This is a genomic window from Floridaenema evergladense BLCC-F167 (assembly GCF_041929205.2).
Lineage (GTDB): Bacteria > Cyanobacteriota > Cyanobacteriia > Cyanobacteriales > Aerosakkonemataceae > Floridanema > Floridanema evergladense.
Map to the genome: position 1 here is coordinate 4,697,741 of NZ_CM171625.1, position 19,072 is coordinate 4,716,812.

Annotated in this window: 17 protein-coding genes and 1 tRNA gene; 12 read left to right on the forward strand and 6 right to left on the reverse strand. The window is 41.9% G+C overall.

The window, feature by feature from the left end; genetic code table 11:
- Positions 1–113: 113 nt before the first annotated feature.
- Positions 114–2,291 (forward strand): CHASE2 domain-containing protein, encoded by a 2,178-nt coding sequence (locus tag ACE1CA_RS22900; protein WP_413276868.1) that lies wholly within the window; start codon positions 114–116, stop codon positions 2,289–2,291.
- Between the two features lie 240 nt (positions 2,292–2,531).
- A complete protein-coding gene (locus ACE1CA_RS22905) occupies positions 2,532–2,747 on the forward strand; it encodes a hypothetical protein (RefSeq protein ID WP_413276869.1) in 216 nt (71 codons plus the stop codon).
- Between the two features lie 97 nt (positions 2,748–2,844).
- On the opposite strand, the gene nadB is transcribed toward ACE1CA_RS22905, so the two are convergent.
- A complete protein-coding gene (gene nadB, locus ACE1CA_RS22910; RefSeq protein WP_413276870.1) occupies positions 2,845–4,521 on the reverse strand; it encodes an L-aspartate oxidase in 1,677 nt (558 codons plus the stop codon).
- A gap of 197 nt (positions 4,522–4,718) precedes the next feature.
- Between nadB and ACE1CA_RS22915 the strand changes: the two genes are divergently transcribed.
- Positions 4,719–5,534 carry a carbon-nitrogen hydrolase family protein gene (locus tag ACE1CA_RS22915; protein ID WP_413276871.1) on the forward strand — a complete coding sequence of 272 codons (816 nt, stop codon included), beginning with the start codon at positions 4,719–4,721 and terminating at the stop codon, positions 5,532–5,534.
- 198 nt (positions 5,535–5,732) lie between these two features.
- Positions 5,733–6,962 (forward strand): AI-2E family transporter, encoded by a 1,230-nt coding sequence (locus tag ACE1CA_RS22920; protein ID WP_413276872.1) that lies wholly within the window; start codon positions 5,733–5,735, stop codon positions 6,960–6,962.
- A gap of 138 nt (positions 6,963–7,100) precedes the next feature.
- Here ACE1CA_RS22920 and fba read toward each other — a convergent pair whose 3' ends face one another.
- The gene (gene fba, locus ACE1CA_RS22925) at positions 7,101–8,180 is read right to left on the reverse strand and encodes a class II fructose-bisphosphate aldolase (protein WP_413276873.1); all 1,080 of its coding nucleotides are present in this window, start codon (positions 8,178–8,180) and stop codon (positions 7,101–7,103) included.
- Positions 8,181–8,377: 197 nt separating this feature from the next.
- Positions 8,378–8,449: transfer RNA gene (locus tag ACE1CA_RS22930), tRNA-Lys, on the reverse strand.
- A gap of 97 nt (positions 8,450–8,546) precedes the next feature.
- Here ACE1CA_RS22930 and ACE1CA_RS22935 point away from each other — a divergent pair.
- A complete protein-coding gene (locus ACE1CA_RS22935) occupies positions 8,547–9,287 on the forward strand; it encodes a GAP family protein (RefSeq protein WP_413276874.1) in 741 nt (246 codons plus the stop codon).
- Between the two features lie 5 nt (positions 9,288–9,292).
- On the opposite strand, the gene ACE1CA_RS22940 is transcribed toward ACE1CA_RS22935, so the two are convergent.
- Positions 9,293–10,171, reverse strand: coding sequence for an aldose epimerase family protein (locus ACE1CA_RS22940; protein ID WP_413276875.1), 879 nt, complete (start codon positions 10,169–10,171; stop codon positions 9,293–9,295).
- Between the two features lie 367 nt (positions 10,172–10,538).
- On the opposite strand from ACE1CA_RS22940, the gene ACE1CA_RS22945 reads away from it, so the two are divergent.
- The gene (locus ACE1CA_RS22945) at positions 10,539–10,808 is read left to right on the forward strand and encodes a hypothetical protein (RefSeq protein ID WP_413276876.1); all 270 of its coding nucleotides are present in this window, start codon (positions 10,539–10,541) and stop codon (positions 10,806–10,808) included.
- A 771-nt stretch (positions 10,809–11,579) separates the two neighbouring features.
- Positions 11,580–11,891 (forward strand): DUF6679 family protein, encoded by a 312-nt coding sequence (locus tag ACE1CA_RS22950; RefSeq protein WP_193982428.1) that lies wholly within the window; start codon positions 11,580–11,582, stop codon positions 11,889–11,891.
- 90 nt (positions 11,892–11,981) lie between these two features.
- On the opposite strand, the gene ACE1CA_RS22955 is transcribed toward ACE1CA_RS22950, so the two are convergent.
- Positions 11,982–13,616, reverse strand: a complete 1,635-nt coding sequence (locus tag ACE1CA_RS22955; RefSeq protein ID WP_413276890.1) for an MBL fold metallo-hydrolase — start codon at positions 13,614–13,616, stop codon at positions 11,982–11,984.
- Positions 13,617–14,526: 910 nt separating this feature from the next.
- Here ACE1CA_RS22955 and mgtE point away from each other — a divergent pair.
- On the forward strand, positions 14,527–15,885 hold the full coding sequence (mgtE, locus tag ACE1CA_RS22960; protein WP_413276877.1) for a magnesium transporter: 1,359 nt from the start codon (positions 14,527–14,529) through the stop codon (positions 15,883–15,885).
- Positions 15,886–15,940: 55 nt separating this feature from the next.
- Here mgtE and ACE1CA_RS22965 read toward each other — a convergent pair whose 3' ends face one another.
- Complete coding sequence (locus tag ACE1CA_RS22965) at positions 15,941–16,681, reverse strand: hypothetical protein (protein ID WP_413276878.1); 741 nt, start codon at positions 16,679–16,681, stop codon at positions 15,941–15,943.
- 164 nt (positions 16,682–16,845) lie between these two features.
- On the opposite strand from ACE1CA_RS22965, the gene ACE1CA_RS22970 reads away from it, so the two are divergent.
- The 4 genes from ACE1CA_RS22970 to ACE1CA_RS22985 all read left to right on the forward strand — a co-directional run bounded on the left by ACE1CA_RS22970 (position 16,846) and on the right by ACE1CA_RS22985 (position 18,829).
- Positions 16,846–17,853 (forward strand): aspartate carbamoyltransferase catalytic subunit, encoded by a 1,008-nt coding sequence (locus tag ACE1CA_RS22970; RefSeq protein WP_413276879.1) that lies wholly within the window; start codon positions 16,846–16,848, stop codon positions 17,851–17,853.
- Between the two features lie 75 nt (positions 17,854–17,928).
- A complete protein-coding gene (locus ACE1CA_RS22975; RefSeq protein ID WP_413276880.1) occupies positions 17,929–18,438 on the forward strand; it encodes a molybdenum cofactor biosynthesis protein MoaE in 510 nt (169 codons plus the stop codon).
- The gene (locus ACE1CA_RS22980) at positions 18,413–18,592 is read left to right on the forward strand and encodes a hypothetical protein (RefSeq protein WP_413276881.1); all 180 of its coding nucleotides are present in this window, start codon (positions 18,413–18,415) and stop codon (positions 18,590–18,592) included. Before ACE1CA_RS22975 ends, ACE1CA_RS22980 begins: the two co-directional genes overlap by 26 nt.
- Before the next feature lie 72 nt (positions 18,593–18,664).
- On the forward strand, positions 18,665–18,829 hold the full coding sequence (locus ACE1CA_RS22985) for a hypothetical protein (protein WP_486517983.1): 165 nt from the start codon (positions 18,665–18,667) through the stop codon (positions 18,827–18,829).
- The last annotated feature ends 243 nt before the right edge of the window (positions 18,830–19,072 follow it).

Genomic DNA, 19,072 nt, shown 5'->3' on the forward strand with positions numbered 1-19,072 from the left:
ACATCCTTTATTTTTAGCTTTGCTACAAAAAAGCTTCATTTACTGTTTTGCTTCTCCATTGGGTATTAATTAAGAATAAGCACTGGGATAACCTAGAACACCGAGTAACTGGAATGATTCAACAGTTAGGCATTAGCGCCAAAAGGCTGGTGAGACAAGTCAAGCATTGGCTGATACAAGATCGAAGGGTATGGATTACTTCCAGCATTGTTGCGGCTGGTTTAATTTCCCTACGACTGATGGGACTCTTGCAATTTGGGGAATGGGAAGCTTTCGATCAGTTTTTTCGGTTACGCCCACCTCAATTAGTTGATGAAAGAATATTAATTGTAGGTATTCAAGAGGGGGACATTCAGCGCATCGGTAGTTGGCCGATTCCCGATCGGGATATGGCAGAATTGCTCAAAAAAATCAGTTCTCTACAACCCCGTGCTATTGGTTTAGATATATACAGAGATTTACCAGTTCCCCCCGGTCATACTGAATGGTTAGAGGTGGCACAGACAACTCCTAACTTAATAGGCATTGAGCAACTAGGCAGTAAAAATAGTCCGGGAGTAGCCGCACCGCCAGTTTTGAAACAGGATAGACGAGTAGGTTTCAACAATGTAGTTGTCGATCCTGATGGCAAGGTACGTCGCAGCTTATTGTATTGGCATATCAATAATAAACCTCGAACTAGTTTTGCTCTCCAACTAGCTTTTAAGTATCTCGAAGCAGAAAATATTAAACCGCAGTCTGCTAACCGTAGCGGTTATTTACAGCTAGGTAAAGCTATATTCGATCGCTTCCAACCCAATGACGGAGGCTACGTGATGGCTGATGCTGGTGGCTACCAAATTTTAGCTAATTTCCAGGGGCCAGCAGGTAGCTTTCGCACAGTTTCTATGACTCAAATGTTATCTGGCGAGGTACCTGCTCAGTGGGTACGCGATCGCATCGTCTTAATTGGCTCAACTGCTGAATCCCTCAAAGACTTTTTCTTCACACCTTACAGCACAGGTCTTTTTATTGGTGGTGCCAAACCAATTTCCGGCGTAGAATTGCAAGCAAGTTTTATTAGTCAAATTCTCAACGCCGCCTACGGAAAAACTGTTTTATTTCAGGTTTTGCCGGAATGGTTAGAAGGTTTTTGGATTTTGGTTTGGACTTGGCTAGGAGCAATTTTCATTTGGCGATCGCCCTCCGTCCAAACTTCCACAATTTTCATAATTTTAGCCATATTTACACTTTTTGGTATTAGCTATTTGGCCTTTTTAGCAGGTTGGTGGTTGCCTTTGCTCCCCCCAATGTTAGGATTTCTAGGTTCGGCTACTATCATTACAGCCTTAGTTGCCCACTTAAAAGAGGAATTAAAACGTTCTAAAGAATTCTTACAAAATCTCATTGATGCCATTCCCGATCCAATTTTTGTTAAAAATCAAGAACATCGCTGGATTGTCTTAAATCAAGCCTATTGTAAATTTATTGATCATCCCTTAGAAGAACTTTTAGAAAAATCAGATTTTGATTTTTTTCCTAATAATGAAGCTAATAACTTTTGGCATCAAGATGAATTGGTATTTCAAAGCGGCAACGCCACAGAAAATGAAGAAGAATTTACTAACTCTCAAGGCATTACCCATCATATTGCTACTAAAAGATCATTGCATAAAGACCCCGCAGGTAACATTTTTTTAGTAGGGGTAATTCGTGATATTACAGAACGCAAACAATTAGAAGAACACCTCAAACGTACCGCAGATGAATTAGCTCGTTCTAACACAGAGTTAAAACTTTCCGAAGACCGTTTGCGCTACTTAGCTTACCACGATACCCTAACTGGCTTACCTAATCGGAAACTCTTTCACGAACGCTTGAGTCAATCTATAGAATGGGCTCGGCAAAATCACCACTTACTAGCTTTACTATTTTTAGATTTGGATGGCTTTAAATTAATTAACGATACCAAAGGACATAATATCGGAGACTTACTCCTACAAACTGTAGCTGAAAGACTCAAACGTTGCTTACGCAGTAGCGATACTGTGTCTCGTTTAGGAGGTGACGAGTTTACGGTTATTTTACCTGGAATTCCCTCTTTAACTGATATCGCTAGAGTAGCTGACAAAATTCTGGCAACCATTAATCAACCTTTTGTTTTGCAAAGTCACAAAATTTACATCTCTACTAGCATAGGGATTAGTGTCTATCCTTTAAATGGTGAAGATATGGACACTTTGATTAAAAACGCTGATGCTGCTATGTACTCAGCTAAGGAACAGGGAAAGAACAAATACAACTTTTTTTAGTTTTCTTAAAGTTTTCTACACAAAAGCTTAATAATTTTAAAAAATTCCTAAAATCTGTCTTAAGTAGATTTACTATGCAAAAATTTTATGCTCATATCAGAGGTAGGGTAACGTCAACCACAGACTTACCGAACTTTAACAATCAGTTTTATTTATCGGTCACAAAATTTCCGGGAAATTACTGATTTTCTTTGATAAAGCATATACAGTATAAATTGACTAGAAAAGGTTTGGCGCACTATGAGTACCTTTTTAAGGTTGGCAAGTTTAGGAACTCTGATGGCAGGATTACAATTAGTTATTCCTGAAAAATCCACTGCTACTCTTATCAACAACCAAATCAGAGAGTTTTCCTCAAGCGCGGAGTCTAACCAGATATTACCCCTCAATAACAAATACAGTCCACCAAATAATGGCGGGCCGAAGAACGGAAATCAAGGTTCTGGAACTCGGTAAATTTCCTGGCTTCTAGAATAACCGATCGCACCAGCCAGAGTATATTTATAGTTTGCCTGAAGGGAAAAGTCAAACTTAGGGCGATCGATAAACTTGATTAATCACTTTTGACTGGGGAAGACTGCCACCATTGGTTATTTTGGATTAAAGTGTGAACTTGCCATTCTGGGGAAGTTTCAGGAAAATCAACCCGATAGTGTCCTCCACGACTTTCGGCGCGAAAAACAGCACTTTTGAGGATTAAGAGTGCTATATCTAAAAGATTTCGCGTTTCTCCCCATAACTTAATTTGTGTTTCTATTTCCGGGGAATTTAACGAAACTGTTTGAGGTGGTTGTAAGTTTTGTAAGTACCGACTAAAATCCAAAGCAGCAAAGTCTTTTTGCCATAATTCTACCTGAGCGATCGCACTCTCCAACTCATCTCCCCGTCGAGAAATCCCCGCACATCCCCACATCAAACGCGGTAACTCCTGACGAATCATCTTAACTAGAGAAGGCAGAAGGCAGAAGGCAGAAGGCAGAAGAATATTCTCCTTGTCCCCTTGTCCCCTTGTCCCCTTGTCCCCTTGTTCCCTACTCTCAATCTGCAAATTACTCATTTGAGCGCCAAACACGATACACTCTAGCAGGGAATTACTCGCCAAACGGTTAGCACCGTGAACTCCCGTACTGGCAGTTTCCCCGACGGCATATAATCCGGGAATTGAAGTTCGATTCATTAAATCAACTACAATTCCTCCCATCCAATAATGAGCAGCTGGAGAAACTGGAATTGGTTCTGAGAATACATCAATTCCCCAATGCTGACAAACTTGGATAATATTTGGAAATCGGTAATTAATTTTTTCTGGGGGAATCGGGCGTAAATCTAGCCAAGCATTAGGTTCGCCTGTATGTTGTAAATGGTGAAAAATCGATCGACTCACCACATCTCTAGGCGCAAGTTCGCCCTTTGGATGATAATCAAAAGCAAAACGGTAGCCTTGAGAATCAATTAAATGAGCACCTTCACCTCGAACAGCTTCGCTGATTAAAAAATGTGGCGCATTTGGTTTCATTAAAGCTGTAGGATGAAATTGAAAGAATTCCAAATCTCGGACGATCGCACCCGCACGATAAGCCAATGCTACCCCATCACCCGTACTAACTGCCGGATTAGTAGTCTGAGAAAACACTTGTCCCCCACCCCCAGTTGCTAACACCACAGCTGGAGCATTTACCCAAAGTAACTCACCTTGATAAATTAAACTTACCCCTTGACAATGCCCATCCGACAACCAAAGATCCAAAACAAAAGCTGGCGAAAACACTTGAATATTTGGGCGTGCTAAAACTTTAGCAGTGAGAACGCTTACCACCGCCCTTCCAGTAGTATCAGCTGCGTGAAGCACGCGAGGACGGGAATGTGCAGCTTCTAAAGTCAAGGCTAAACGATCGCCTTTGCGATCGAAACCCACCCCCATTTGTACCAAAGAATCAATACAACCGGGTGCTTGCTCCACCAAAAACTTTACCGCCTCCAACTCACAAAGACCAGCCCCAGCTTGCATCGTATCAGCAATATGCAACTGCGGGGAATCGCTCGGATCGATAACAGCAGCAATACCTCCCTGCGCCCAATCACTAGCAGATAAAGGCAAGCTATCCTTAGTAATTAAGCCCACTTGTAACGATTCTGGCAAACAAAGTGCTGTATAGAGACCAGCAGCACCCGCCCCAACTACTAAAACATCGAATTTATTAGCTAAAGAACTGGAGATAGAAGAGGGCAAAAACAACTCCCAAACTTTACTTACACAGTACTGTAAAATCCCAAAATTTTGATTTGAGATTTTCCTGATTCTTCCAAGGTATCTCTCAAGAGTGACTGCACTGTTAGTTACAATACCATTACTTCTGTATTAGAGATGACTAAGGATTGACATTAAACAGAAGCCGAACTTTGCCTTTTTTTACTTAATTTGACATTATGAAGCCTTATCTCGCCGCCGCCATTCAAATGACCAGTGTACCTGATTTAGAAAAAAATCTGATTCAGGCTGAAGAATTAATCGACCTCGCCGTGCGTCGGGGTGCGGAACTAGTTAGTTTACCAGAAAACTTCTCCTTTATGGGCGAAGAAAAAGATAAAATTGCTCAAGCAGAAGCGATCGCCATAAAAAGCGAAAAATTCCTCAAAACAATGGCGCAACGCTTCCAAATCACCATCTTAGGCGGCGGTTTTCCCGTACCCATAGATAACGGCAGAGTTTACAACACCGCTTTGCTCATCGATCCTAACGGTGTAGAACTCGCCTGTTACCAGAAAGTACACTTATTCGACGTAGACTTACCCGACGGTAACACCTACCGCGAATCTAGCACCGTCATGGCAGGAACGCGCATTCCCCCAATTTATCCATCCAAAGAACTGGGAAATCTCGGACTTTCCGTATGCTACGACGTGCGCTTCCCGGAATTGTACCGTCACCTGTCCCAAATGGGAGCCGAAGTGTTGTTTGTTCCTGCCGCCTTCACCGCTTATACTGGTAAAGACCATTGGCAAGTATTGTTGCAAGCTAGAGCGATCGAAAACACCTGTTACGTCATCGCCCCAGCCCAAACCGGAAGACATTACGCCATGAGACAAACTCACGGACACGCCATGATTGTCGATCCTTGGGGAGTAATTTTAGCCGATGCCGGGGGCGATCGACCAGGAGTAGCCGTAGCAGAAATCGACCCCCAACGCCTCGAACAAGTGCGCCGTCAAATGCCCTCTCTCCAACACCGAGTTTTCAGCTAAATTAAAGCATTCTCTCCTACTAGAAGAAGTGGGGGAATGGGGAGGTAGGGGGATGGGGGGAGTTTTTAGTTCTAGATCTCTCCCCATCTCCCCATCTCCCCACCTCCCCATCTCCCCACCTCCCCAAAAGGTTAGTGTGATCTTCTCCCTGCCCTACTACACTAATCACTAATACCACTGAAAAATTGAGCTAGTTTCATGGTTAGTTCTCGACCATCTCCATCAAAAAGTAAATTACTTGACTGGTGGGAATCCCTAACTCCATTGTCGCGCCTACTAGTAATTGCCCTAGCAGCACCACTTACCGTGTTAAATGCTTGGGCATTTTCGGAAATCTTCGGTTATTTTGAATCCCTGTTTGTCATTCTGTTAGTAGCTTCCCTGTTAGCATTCCTCCTCAGCTATCCCGTAGACTGGTTAGAAAAGCGGGGAGTCAACAGAGCTCAAGCAGCAATCTTTGTCTTCTTATGCACTGTATTTATTTTGGTAGCAGTGGGAGTAACGCTGGTGCCACTAGCATACACCCAAGCCCAACAGTTAGTCGCCAGATTACCAGAATGGATCGACTCAGGACAACGCCAACTGGTAATGATCAACGAAAGAGTTGACATTGTAGGTTTACCCATCAGTTTAGATGGATTAATCGGGCAAATTAACGATCGCCTAAAAGCCAACCTGCAAAACATCGCCGGAAGAATCCTCAATCTAGCCTTAAATGTCACAGTACTAACTGTAGTCAGATTGTTAGATGTCTTATTGACAATAGTAGTAACCTTTTACCTACTGCTGCACAGCAAAGATATTTGGGTTAGCTTAATTCAGTGGCTACCTACACGCATTCAAAAACCATTCTCGCAGACTTTGCGATCGAGCTTTCAAAACTACTTCACCGGACAAATCATCCTCGCCACCTGCATGGCATCAGGATTAATCTCTATCTTCCTACTACTGAAAGTACCCTTTGGCTTGCTGTTTGGCCTCACAATTGGTTTAATGGCACTCGTACCCTTCGGTGGTTCCGTCGGCATCGGACTAATCACCTTTCTCGTCGCCCTCAGAGACATTGGACTAGCCTTACAAGTCCTAGCCGCCGCCCTCATCGTCCAACAAATCGTCGAAAATATTATTGCACCCAGAGTATTAGGCAGCGTCACCGGATTAAATCCCTTTTGGGTATTCATCGCCATCCTCACAGGAGCCAGAGTCGGTGGACTCTTAGGAGTAGTAGTAGCAGTTCCCACCGCAGTAGTCATCAAAGAAGCACTAATCTCCATCCGTTCAGTGAGAAAAGTTGATGAAGCCCAACACAACAATCACACTACCAAAGACGACTCTACCATCATCAAACCTAACAACGATTACTCTTCCCCCACCAACACCAAACTCAATCCCACATCCACCGAATCAGTCGTCGAAGTAAAAGAATAATAGTCTGTTGTCACGACTTCAGTCGTTTCCTAGCGCCAGCAAAACACGACTCAAGTCGTCACTACAAACAAAAAACGGGTAGCCTAAAAGCTACCCACACCAATTTTGTATTAAGGACTAAATTAACAAAATCGTCACTTAGACAGCCGCAGCAGTCTTGGTAACAACACTTAATTCGCCCTTAGTATACTTAGCTGCATAGTCATCCAAAGACATTTGCTTAATCTTGCTTGCATTACCAGCAGTGCCGAAAGCTTCATAACGCTCAGCACAAACTTTTTGCATATACTTGATCGAAGGCTTGAGGAAGTGACGGGGGTCAAATTCACTGGGTTTTTGGGCTAATGCTTCCCGTACCGCAGCAGTGATTGCCAAACGGTTGTCAGTGTCAATATTCACTTTCCGAACCCCACTCTTAATGCCCTTTTGGATTTCTTCCAAAGGTACACCGTAAGTTTCAGGAATTTGACCACCATACTGGTTAATCAAATCTAGTAAATCTTGAGGCACAGAGGAGGAACCGTGCATTACCAAGTGAGTGTTAGGTAAGCGGCGGTGAATTTCTTCAATTCTGCTGATAGCCAGGATTTCACCAGTTGGTTTGCGGGTAAACTTGTAAGCACCGTGACTGGTACCAATAGCTACTGCTAAAGCATCAACTTGAGTTTGTTCTACAAAGTCAACAGCTTCATCAGGGTCGGTCAACAGTTGGTCGTGAGACAATGTGCCTTCAAAACCGTGACCGTCTTCTTTGTCACCCTTTCCGGTTTCTAGGGAACCTAAACAACCCAGTTCGCCTTCAACACTAACACCGATCGAATGAGCAACTTTCACTACTTCACGAGTCACATTCACATTGTACTCGTAGGTGGCAGGACTCTTGGCATCAGCTTCTAAAGAGCCGTCCATCATCACGCTAGTAAACCCATTTTTCATGGCTGAGTAGCAAGTCGCTGGTTCATTGCCATGATCTTGGTGCATGACAATGGGAATCTCAGGATAAGTTTCCACTGCCGCTAAAATCAAATGGCGAAGAAAATTTTCTCCAGCGTATGAGCGAGCGCCACGAGAAGCCTGCAAAATCACGGGGCTATTTGTTTCTTGAGCAGCCCGCATGATCGCTTGGATCTGCTCCATATTATTAACGTTGTAAGCTGGAATACCGTATCCATTCTCAGCAGCGTGATCCAACAGCAGCCTCATTGGTACAAGCGCCATAAGTGGTCCTCCTATATTTACTGGTTGCTCAGCTAATTGGGTTTGTACAATCTTAAATCATTAGGATAATCTTAAGATATTTTGCGGATCAATTGAAATAATATCTAGGAATTTTTGCTCAGATTGCTTAGAAAGGGGACAATGAGGATAATTTAATTCTTTCCCACAAGTTTTTACACCAGTATGAGATTAAAAAATGGGTCGCCCGGGATTCGAACCCGGAACTAATCGGTTAAAAGCCGAGTACTCTACCGTTGAGTTAGCGACCCCTGTTATTTATCATTTTCGCAACGTTTATCACGATAGCACAGTTTTTTTGGAAAAGGCAAGGGTTAAAGGAAAAAATTTTTATTTGATGTGTTCGCCATGAGTCATATCATTAATGATGAGGCTTCCAAAGGTGGAGATTATTTTATGGAAACCTTGCTGGTTTCGCTGTTGCCATATATCATCGGCAGCGCTGTTGTGCCATTGCAAATCATTATTGGTTTGTTGTTCCTGAAAAGCGACAAACAGGGACTGTTTAAGGCTGTAGCATATTTCACTGGAATGACACTCACTCGTCTGTTACAAGGGCTGATTTTTGGTTTGATTTTGACTGAGGCTGCTGCATCGGCTGAGGCAAGCGGCGATAAGAATCTGGTGATTTCCACATTGCTGTTGATACTCGGTATATTATTATTGATCGCCGCTTATAAAAAGTGGTGCGGGCAGGATGACCCGGATGAACCTCCGCCGAAGTGGTTAACTACGATTGACAGTTCAACTCCACTCAAAGCATTTGGGATTGGTGTGGGGTTGCCATTGATTGCTCCTAAGTTATGGGTTTTTACCCTGAGTGCGCTGGCGACGATCGCAGCAGTACAATTGGGACAAGCATCTAGCGCGATCGTATATTTACTCTTCATTTTACTCGCCCAATCCTTACTGTTGCTTCCGATCTTAATTCGGATCTTCCTACCCCAAAAATCGCAATCCTTACTTAATCAAATTTCTAACTGGTTGACCAAAAATAACCGTTCCATAGTTATTTTCGTTTCGTTAGTTTTCGGTCTGTTGTTTTTGAAATCCGGTATCAGTGGATTGCTTTCTATCACAAATAAGTAAGGTTTTCAACTAAAGGTAACAGTGAGAGCAACTACTGTTTCTATAGAGGCTCCAGGCTCTAATATAATTAGATGTTCGCCTGTATTCATGGCGTTGCGAGGAGCACTCCAAGGTTCCAAACAATAGAAATCTTTGCCCTTGACTGCCCAAAAAACAATCCGAGAGTAAGAATTATCGTAACTTAAATGCAAATGTAAGTTGCGGCTTTTGTCGGTGACGCTGGCAGAAACATCAGTTAAATCCCGAAATGCCACATCTATTTCATCGCTTTCAAAGTCAAAGCTTCCTGAAAAGTTCTGAATAGTTGGATTTTGCTTTTCTTGGTACTGAGTTGAGGGAATCTGAAACTCTAGCTGATTTTTCTCAGTATCAGTAACGGCAAAGTAAGGATGCAGTCCAGTGGAAAAGGGCATGGACTCACTAGAGTTGTTAGTGTAACTTTGGCGAATTTCTAAGGTGTTGCCTTTGAGTTGATAAGTGAAGGTAACTTTAAAATCAAAAGGGTAAACTTGTTTTGTTTGGTCGTTGCTTTCCAAAAGCAGGGTAATGCTGGCAGATTCTTGGGTTTGTTGGTCTATTACTTGCCAAGGTAACTCACGAGCAAAACCATGTTGTTTGAGCTTGTACTCTTTTTCGTGAATGGTATAAGTGTCGTCAGGTAAGTTGCCGCAGATGGGAAATAAAATGGGGATTCCGCCTCGGACGCTTAAATTGGGATTAGTAAATCTTTCGGTATCTAAATAAAAAATTTCTTGGTCTTGCAGCTGCCAGCGGGTGACGATTCCACCTCGTTCGGGTACGACTTCAACGCGGGATTGGGCATGATGGTCAGTGAGAATGTAGGTTTTATACTGCTGCTGTTGGATGTCGATCGCAAACTCCATAATACTCCCCTCATCAATCTAATTTGGCTGACCTCACTACTTTACAAGAGATCGATCGCTTTTCCCTCTCATAATCTTTACAAGCTTTTTTAATTAGCCCTAAACATCTTCACAGCATCTTAACAATAGTCCAGATAAGCTATTACTTAGATTAATTTCTCATTTGCAGTCTTAAACTTCAAGATCGTACAAACAACTGGAGGATCGATGTTTGAAATCACCTATTTAAAGACATCTGTGAGCTAAATCACAGATTTATAGGGTAAATTATCACAACCTGCTACCGCCGCCTATCATTTACTTTTAAAACCAGATGTTTAAGACTAGTATTGACGGTTAACGCATCAAGGATGCTCAGGAAGTCGCTATGATTCGTTCACTAGTTAAGTCAGCTTTTCAAACAGGGTGTTTAAGTGTTGCTTCCGAAGGTCTGATTGGTCAAGTTTTGGCCTATAAAGGCTATCAATCCGCTGACTTAGATGCCCTCTCTTCCTTGTACTATGCAGTCAATTCTGGTCAAATTGAGCGAGAGGCACGCGGGGCAGTGACACGAACTCTCATAGAGTACGTACAGCCCAGTCTAGAAGATACGCATCTAACCAATATTTCTAATTGGGGGAGTGTAGTGTATTCATAGATACATCAAACAACTGTTAACTGAGATTTAATAGTAAACAAGGACTAACGGCAAAACTCCCACAAGGCAAATTGCCGTTAGATAGATTAGATAGTCTGTAATATAAAAAAAATTTGTGCTTTTATTGGGAATTTTAAGATTTAATCTTGAGATTGCTTTGAGATTGCCACAGTTATATAGACTCGAAGCACAAAAAATAGTGAAGCAAGCAGTAAATAAATCATGTACTTTGCTAGGAGCTGGTGTAGATTGGCTGAGTTTAGCAAGTAAGAAAAAATTATTTTATAAATAGAGAAAGATTAGCAGTTATTAAGGGTAAGTGTTAACAGCCTTGATGAGTAATGGGTTTGAGACACCTACTGTTAAGCAAAAATTTCTTATTTGTACAGTTTGCTGTGGTAATTACTACAAATTTGGTAGTTTTCCCTAGAGTAATAAAACAAAAGAGTTGATAGAATAAAAGATATCTATATCATGGCGTTTGCTCTCACGCGATCGAATCTCGTTGAACGCTTATATCCTTAAATGATTACTACCACCGTTACCGACAAACAAAAAAATTCTTTTCCACCTGCTATCTGTTGCTCAATTCGAGATAAACTTTTTTTAACTAAAGCATCAGATAAACATCAGGATGTGGTGACACCTCTGAGGATGTGGCTTTAGATGAAATGGCTGGCTAAATGTAAAGCAATTTTCCCGAAGTCAGTCGCCAAAGGTAGATTAACAAACTAAGTACTTGAAGAGTTCCCTGTTCAGGAGAAGTAATATATGCTACACCGCAAGATATATCAACTCTGTTGCGATGGTCGAGAAGTCTGTGTGTTCTTGCGGGACCAGCAACGTTGGATCGAACGTGCCCGAATTATTGATATTGAGGGAGATTTAGTAACTTTACGCTATGAGACAGATGAAGATGATGAGGTCTCTTCCTGGGAAGAGATGGTACGCTTAGAAAGTATAGGTGCCGTGAGTCAAAAATTAGCTTCAGTACCGAGAGGTAATGTCGAACCTCTAGTTTCGGATGATTGTCCAGAAGCAGAGCAAATTCGCAACCATTTTCCTGATTCTAATTTGGATTAATAGGTAATGGGTAGTGGGTAATGGGAAAATCCAATTACCCACTACCTACTACCAACGACCAGTCTTAATTTTGTTAAATCGCAACTCCTGTTAATTAGAATTATCGCCATTTTCCCGTTCTGCTTTAGAAGAGGGTTCAAATACAGGGCAGTATCCATCTGGTGTGACTTTAAAATCAAACAGAGGTGATGCTGGATTTCGGCAACGTTGTCCGCGCATATAACGGCAGTTGCCGCAGCAAGCTAGGTCAGCGGGTAAGCGATCGCTTCGTTGAGTCAATAATTCTCGTTGAGTTAACCCGCGCAATACCAATTCTTCACCTTGCCAACGCGCTTCCACTAAACCAGTATCCGCAAAATTTTGCCAGCGGGGATCTGAAGTAATCGTGTCAGGTAAATTAATGGTGACGATCGTACCTAATTCGGTGAGTTCGCCTTCGTAGTTAGTTTCTGGGGCAGCGGGTTGTAAAAATGTTTCTCCGATCGGCAATTCTACAAGCGTACCAGCGTTAGGGGAATGTAAGTGGTAACGGTTTTGTAACTCCTCCAAGCTAGTTAAATCTGCCAAATACGTGGGAGAACCGTGAACAAAGACCACGTGCTGCGGGCGCAAATTATGGATCAGCTGGGTTGTACCTGGGCCATCACAATGTTGAGCTAAAAGGTAACTTTCCACACTCAGAACACCAGAGTTTTTTGTCTGAATCTGATAATCTTCTATTGCCGATCGTCCTGGTCTTTGCGGTAATAAAACTACCCAAGCTTCCGCATTGGGATGAAAATATTTACTCAAATCAACTGTTTCATCAGTAAGCACGATACAGCTAGTTTTTCCTAACTGAGTAACTTGTTCCGATTGTAAGCGGCGCACGCGGGGGCGCACTCGTTCGTCCCAAAATAAAGGTTGGTGACGAGAAAAGTTTTGCACGGAAGCAGGAAGATGAGGTAACAGTTCCAGGTAAGCATCACATCCAGCGGCGACAGTACCATCTACCCAAATATCTAAGTCCCGACCTGTAAATAAGTGATGACTCCGCAACAGCATGAGGATTTCTTGACCTAATCCTAAAGCTGGAACTGGCATGAGGATTGATTTTCCGGTGCTAACGGCGCGACTAATCCGTTCTGCGAGTTGGTTTTCTTGTTGACGACGGTGGGGATGGCGGGCAGTACCGTAAGTGCCTTCAATAATCAGAATATCCGGTTCAATTCCCCGTAAAGAGTCGAGGGGTAAACCTTCGACTAAACGGGAGTTGGAGAGAAAAAAATCACCTGTGTAGAGGAGCGTGTAGCTGCGACGGAGGGTAGTATAGGTAAGACGGATTGCTGCTGCGCCTGGTAAGTGTCCGGCGGGGAACAGTTCGGCGCACAGTCCATCGTGAAATTCGATTGGCGATCGCCAAGGTAAAGCTTGACAAAATGACGGGATTTTCTTAGGTTCCAACTCCGACCAGTTCAGCGGCAACAATTGCGTAGTGACTTCACTGGCATAAATTGGTAATTGAGGAAAAGCTTTATGTAAAGCCAACAAACCTCTAGCATGATCGGGATGGGCGTGGCTACATAGTACTAAATCAGCTGGTGGTATTTTCTTGTTAATAGTTAGCAAGGATGATATGTCAGCCATGCCACAATCTAAAAGAATGCGATATGGCCCCATTCGCAGGAGTAGACAAATACCTTCACCTGCGTGATTGACACTATAGGGCAAGCATTCTAGATCAATCACGATGCCTTCCGATACTTTTCGCTAACCTAAGATTAATTTAAAGTAAGGCTCTCTTATACTTATGGTGGAAAACCTGGTTTTAGTGACTGGGATGACAGGCAGGATGCCTGTCCTACGGGACTGGGATTCCTTTTATATTAAGCATTTCGCAAATTAATTAGGTTATTTTCCACCGTAGATACGAGGATAACCAAAAGTAAAAGGGCAAAGCGGGAATCAAAGAAATCCGATCGCTGATTTTTGCCTGTTTACTTTTGGCTGATACGATTCTCTGAAATGCTCTCTAAATTAATCTCTGCGTCACCGCTTCAACTATCTGGAGCTCGCTTAAAGAGAAACAATCTTATTTAGTGGGCTGTTCCATTACCGTGATAATTGTCTGTATCATAGAATCCATTTTTCGTGCCGAAAAAGAGACTCGACAGAATAAAGAGTACGGTTAGGGCTAAAAGAACGATTTTTACGTCCATTGGTAAATCTCTGTATTAAATAAATGCGGTGGCTGAATTCTAGCAATAAAGTATAGTCCAGAACAACTGTCTATGGGGTAGTGGGTAGTGGGTAGTTGGTAGAATTTGCTCTTGTCACCTTGTCCCCTTGTCCCTTCGTTAGTGATGAGTTTTAAGTTTTAAGTTTTGAATTAATAACTTAAAACTCATAACTCAAAACTCATAACTCGCCCTTGTCCCCCTGTCCCCTTGTCTTCTTGCCACCCGATTGGCTGATTGTGAATTGGCAACAGAAGGGATAGCATAGAGGTACTGGTACTCTGCCTCATTTGTGCTATTTATATCAGTGTCGAATTCAGTTTTTTAAATTCATGGACAAAAGTCCATTATCTGACAGTATTATCCTCCCCTAAGCTGGTGACGTTTGTCTCCCGGCGCGGGGGAGACTAGGAGGTTGAATGCTGACACAAGAAGGGCGTGTTACGCTAGAGGATATTGCTGACTTAAATCAGCTAAAATCTGAACTTAATTCTTTGCCAGCGGTGGATGTTGGCGATTATATTACTGATTTGCCTGGGGAACGACGGGCGATCGCTTTTCGCCTACTCAATAAAGCGCAGGCAATAGATGTATTTGAATATTTACCACAGGAAGTGCAGGAAGAATTGATTGGTTCGCTGCAAGATACTCATGTATGTCAAATTATGGAGGCAATGCGACCTGATGACCGAGCAGAATTATTTGATGAGTTACCAGCGGGAGTGGTAAAACGGTTGGTACAACAACTCAGTCCCGCCGAACGACAAGCAACTGCGACTATTTTGGGTTATCCAGAAGGTACGGCAGGTCGGGTGATGACGACTGAGTATGTGCGTCTGCGCGAAGGTTTGACGGTTGGCGAAGCTTTAAGCAAAATTCGGTTAAGCGACCAGGATAAGGAAACGATTTACTATGCTTACGTGACTGACAATAACCGCAAGTTGGTGCAGGTGGTGTCGTTGCGGCAGTTGTTGTTTTCGATTCCTGATGCTTTGATTCGTGATGTTGCTAGCGATCGGGTGATTAAAGCTTATACGGAAATGCCTCAAGAAGAGGTGGCGCGATTGATGCAGCGTTATGATTTGATTGCGTTGCCTGTGGTCGATCGGGAAGACCGTTTGGTGGGTATTGTCACGATCGATGATGTGATTGACATTTTAGAGGAAGAAGCTACTGAGGATATTCAGCGATTAGCTGGGGTAAGTAGTGGTGATGAGGAAGCTTTGTCTTCGCCTTGGGTGACGATTCAGAATCGTTTGCCTTGGTTGTTGGGGGTGATGGCGTTGTATATTGGGGCGGCAAGTGCGATCGCACCTTTTCAAACTGTGATTTCTCAAGTGCCAGTTTTAGCGGTAATTATGCCGATTTTTTCTAATACTGGGGGAACTGTAGCAATTCAAGCTGTCACTGTGACTATTCGCGGATTAAGTGTGGGAGAAGTTACGCCTTTAGATACGCTAAAAATCTTACGTAAGGAAATTTTAGCGGCTTTGGGAACTGCTTCTGTTTTGGGTTTAACTTTGTTTTTACTTTCCTTTATTTGGACTACTCCCGGTTCCAGATGGGTGGGTATAATCGCTGGGTTAGTAATGGCAATTAATGTGTTTGTCGCTGTGATTTTGGGTACTTTATTACCTATGGGAATTAAACGTTTAAAACTCGATCCAGCGATGATGAGTGGGCCATTATTAACTACTACTTTAGATGCAGTGGGATTTGTAATTTTCCTCTCTTTAATCTCGCTATCTTTAAATGTTTTTGGTTTAAAAGCTCATTGAGGGACTGGGGACTGGGGACTGGGGATTGGGGAATTTTAAATTGTAGTTTTTCAATTCAATTTTCCCCTTCTCTTTGTCTCTTTGTCTTGCTATCTACTTCGGCTAATCTGGTAATAAAAAATAAAGTTAGACCGAAAATAGTTATGCTTTCGCCTATTAATTCTGTTAATTCTTCAATGGTATCTTTAACTGAGTTGACGATCGCAGTTGTGGTATTAAGACTATTTGCTATTTGGGGAATATAGGGTTTAAAAATTTGAGCGTTAATCACTTCCACTCCTATTCCTCCTAGTAAAAATATCCCGATTCCCAATACAGTAAAGAATGTGCTGTGGAGATAGGAACGCCAAAGTGCTATTAATTGTCGATAACCTAATACAATAGTTAAGAGGATAATTGGCAAATAAAAAAATACCCATTCTATACCCCCACTTTTAAATTCTGGCATCCAAGAAAAGCGATGGATAAATAGGTGAAATTTCCAGATTTTATCTTGCGATACATAAAGAAATGCTGTGCCTACAGCTAAGAGTAAACACCAAGATTTTTTGGGTAGTTCATGTCGTCGCCAACAAGATGCTAGTGTTAATAAAAACCCGATCGCAAACAATTTACAGGCAGCGAATAAAACGGGTATTGTTCTGGGGATATCAAAATCAAAGTTGCTGAGAGATTTACCAAGTAAAATACTGCTAATTAGATAAATAGACGCTAATGTTAGATCGATCGCGATCGAACAAGGTATGAGTACTTGCTTGATAAATTGCAAAATCTTGAGTTTATTCTTATGGTTCATTTTTTGCTTTTTTAGCCTATAATCTACTCATCCCTTGTTTTAATCTATTTCTAGTGCAGCTTACCTCAGTAATTCTTCTATGTTTAACTATTTTGTTAACATAATGAAAAATTTATAATTCTTTTAAGTATTTATAGGATTTTTCATTTAGGTTATTAAATTATATGGGTAGTATTTGGACACGCGATCACATCATTTCCTTAGCTGATTTCTTACCAGCAGAGTACGATATTGTTTTGCAGACAGCAGCTAGTTTTCAAGAAGTACTCTCCCGCCGGGTAAAGAAAGTACCGACGTTGCAAGGACAGGTAGTAGCTAATTTGTTTTTTGAACCATCAACCCGGACTCGTAACAGTTTTGAATTAGCAGCTAAAAGACTTTCAGCAGATACACTCAGTTTTGCGCCAGCAACCTCTTCATTAAGCAAAGGGGAAACAATTTTAGATACGGCGAAAACCTACCTAGCAATGGGTACAAATATAATGGTAATTCGTCATCGGGAAGCTGGAGTTCCGCAAGCGATCGCAGATGAAATGGATCGATTACAATCACAAGTGAGCGTACTTAATGCTGGCGATGGTCAACACGAACATCCCTCACAAGCATTACTAGATTTGTTTACAATTTGTTCTGTTTTAGATGCAAAACAACCGAAAATTGAACTTTTACAAAATAAAAAAGTGGCAATTGTTGGCGATATTCTGCATTCACGAGTAGCCAGATCTAATATTTGGAGTTTAACAGCAGCTGGAGCAGAAGTCCACTTAGCTGGCCCACCAACTTTGTTACCAAAACTATTTGCTGATTGGATGCCTGAAAATCAGGAAAATTTCGTAGTTCCTGAACGGAAATTATTTTTACATTGGGATGTGGAACCTGCATTAAAAGATGCAGATTTTGTGATGACTTTACGTTTGCAACGGGAAAGAATGACACAGAATTTGTTACCTAGTTTGCGAGAATATCATCAAAGATATGGGATTACTCGTGCTAGATTAAAATTATGTAAGTCTGAAGTTAAAGTCTTACATCCAGGGCCAGTAAATCGGGGAGTAGAAATTAGTTCTGATTTAATGGACGATCTTGAGTTTAGTTTAATTTCTCAGCAAGTGACTAGTGGTGTAGCAATTCGCATGGCTTTATTATATCTAATTGGTGGAGGTAAAAGTTAAATTCAGATCTCCAACTTGTTGAAGAAGTCAGGGATATAGAAATAAAATTGGCAGTTTATGTAATCTTTTGTGCTTATGAATTCTACTGTTCTCAGTTCATTAAATTCTCGGATTAAATGTCATCCAAATGACAGATTTGCCATTACTTTTGCGCCTTTATCTTTAGAGGAAGTTTACACTTTAGCGGACGATCCGGCTAATGGTGCGATCGTAGTTATGAGTGGAATGGTTCGCAATCAAACTGATGGGAAAGCTGTGGTGATGTTAGAATATCAAGCATATCAACCGATGGCTTTACAAATATTTGCTCAAATAGCAACCCAGATTCGTAATACTTGGTTAGATGTAAATCGGGTGGTGATTTATCATCGAATTGGACGATTAAAGATTGGGGAAATTAGCGTGTTGGTTGCTGTAGGTTGTCCCCATAGATCGGAGGCTTTTGCTGCTTGTCAATATGCGATCGATACTCTGAAGCATAACGCACCAATTTGGAAAAAGGAGTGGTATAGCGAGCTAGATGGTACATTATCTAGCAGTTGGGTAAGTATTGGTGCTTGTGAGCAAACAGGAGAAAATTGCTGAAATCCCGGAAATAATTGCTTATGCGAGGGTTTCCACTGTTGAGCAAAGTCAAAATAGTCATGCACTTGAGCAGCAGATAGCTCGTCTAAAATCAACTGGAGTAGAGTTAGTGCTGGTTGATGTAGAGTCAGGCTTCCGTGAGCGGTTCGGCTGAGCTCACCGTCGAAGCCGTCAGCCGAACGGTCGTGAAAGCAAAGAATCCGATCGCCCCAATTTCCAGAAAATGATGGTTTGGGTTCGCCGCGGATTGGTCAAACAAATTTACATTACTCGGTTGGATAGACTTTCCCGGTCGCTCCCCACACTCCGTAAAGTTCTGGATCAATTCCAAAAATCAAACTGCGCTTTAATACTGGAGTTTAGACATCGCACCTTCGGTGCGATAGTCTAAACTCCAGTAATGAGACTTTGGCTTGGTTTTATCTAAGCCCGGTTTTGTAATGTTTAATTTTATGAACACAGCATTTCGATTTCAGTACTAAGATAAATAGAGTAACTATTTTATCTTGATAAATCACGAATTATACTTAACTTATTTCCCTACCTAAATTTCAATTGATGATGTATCAAAAAAAGTCTTACATCAGGTCATGTAAATTGATTTTTTATTGTTTGTGAGAAATGCGGGCTAACA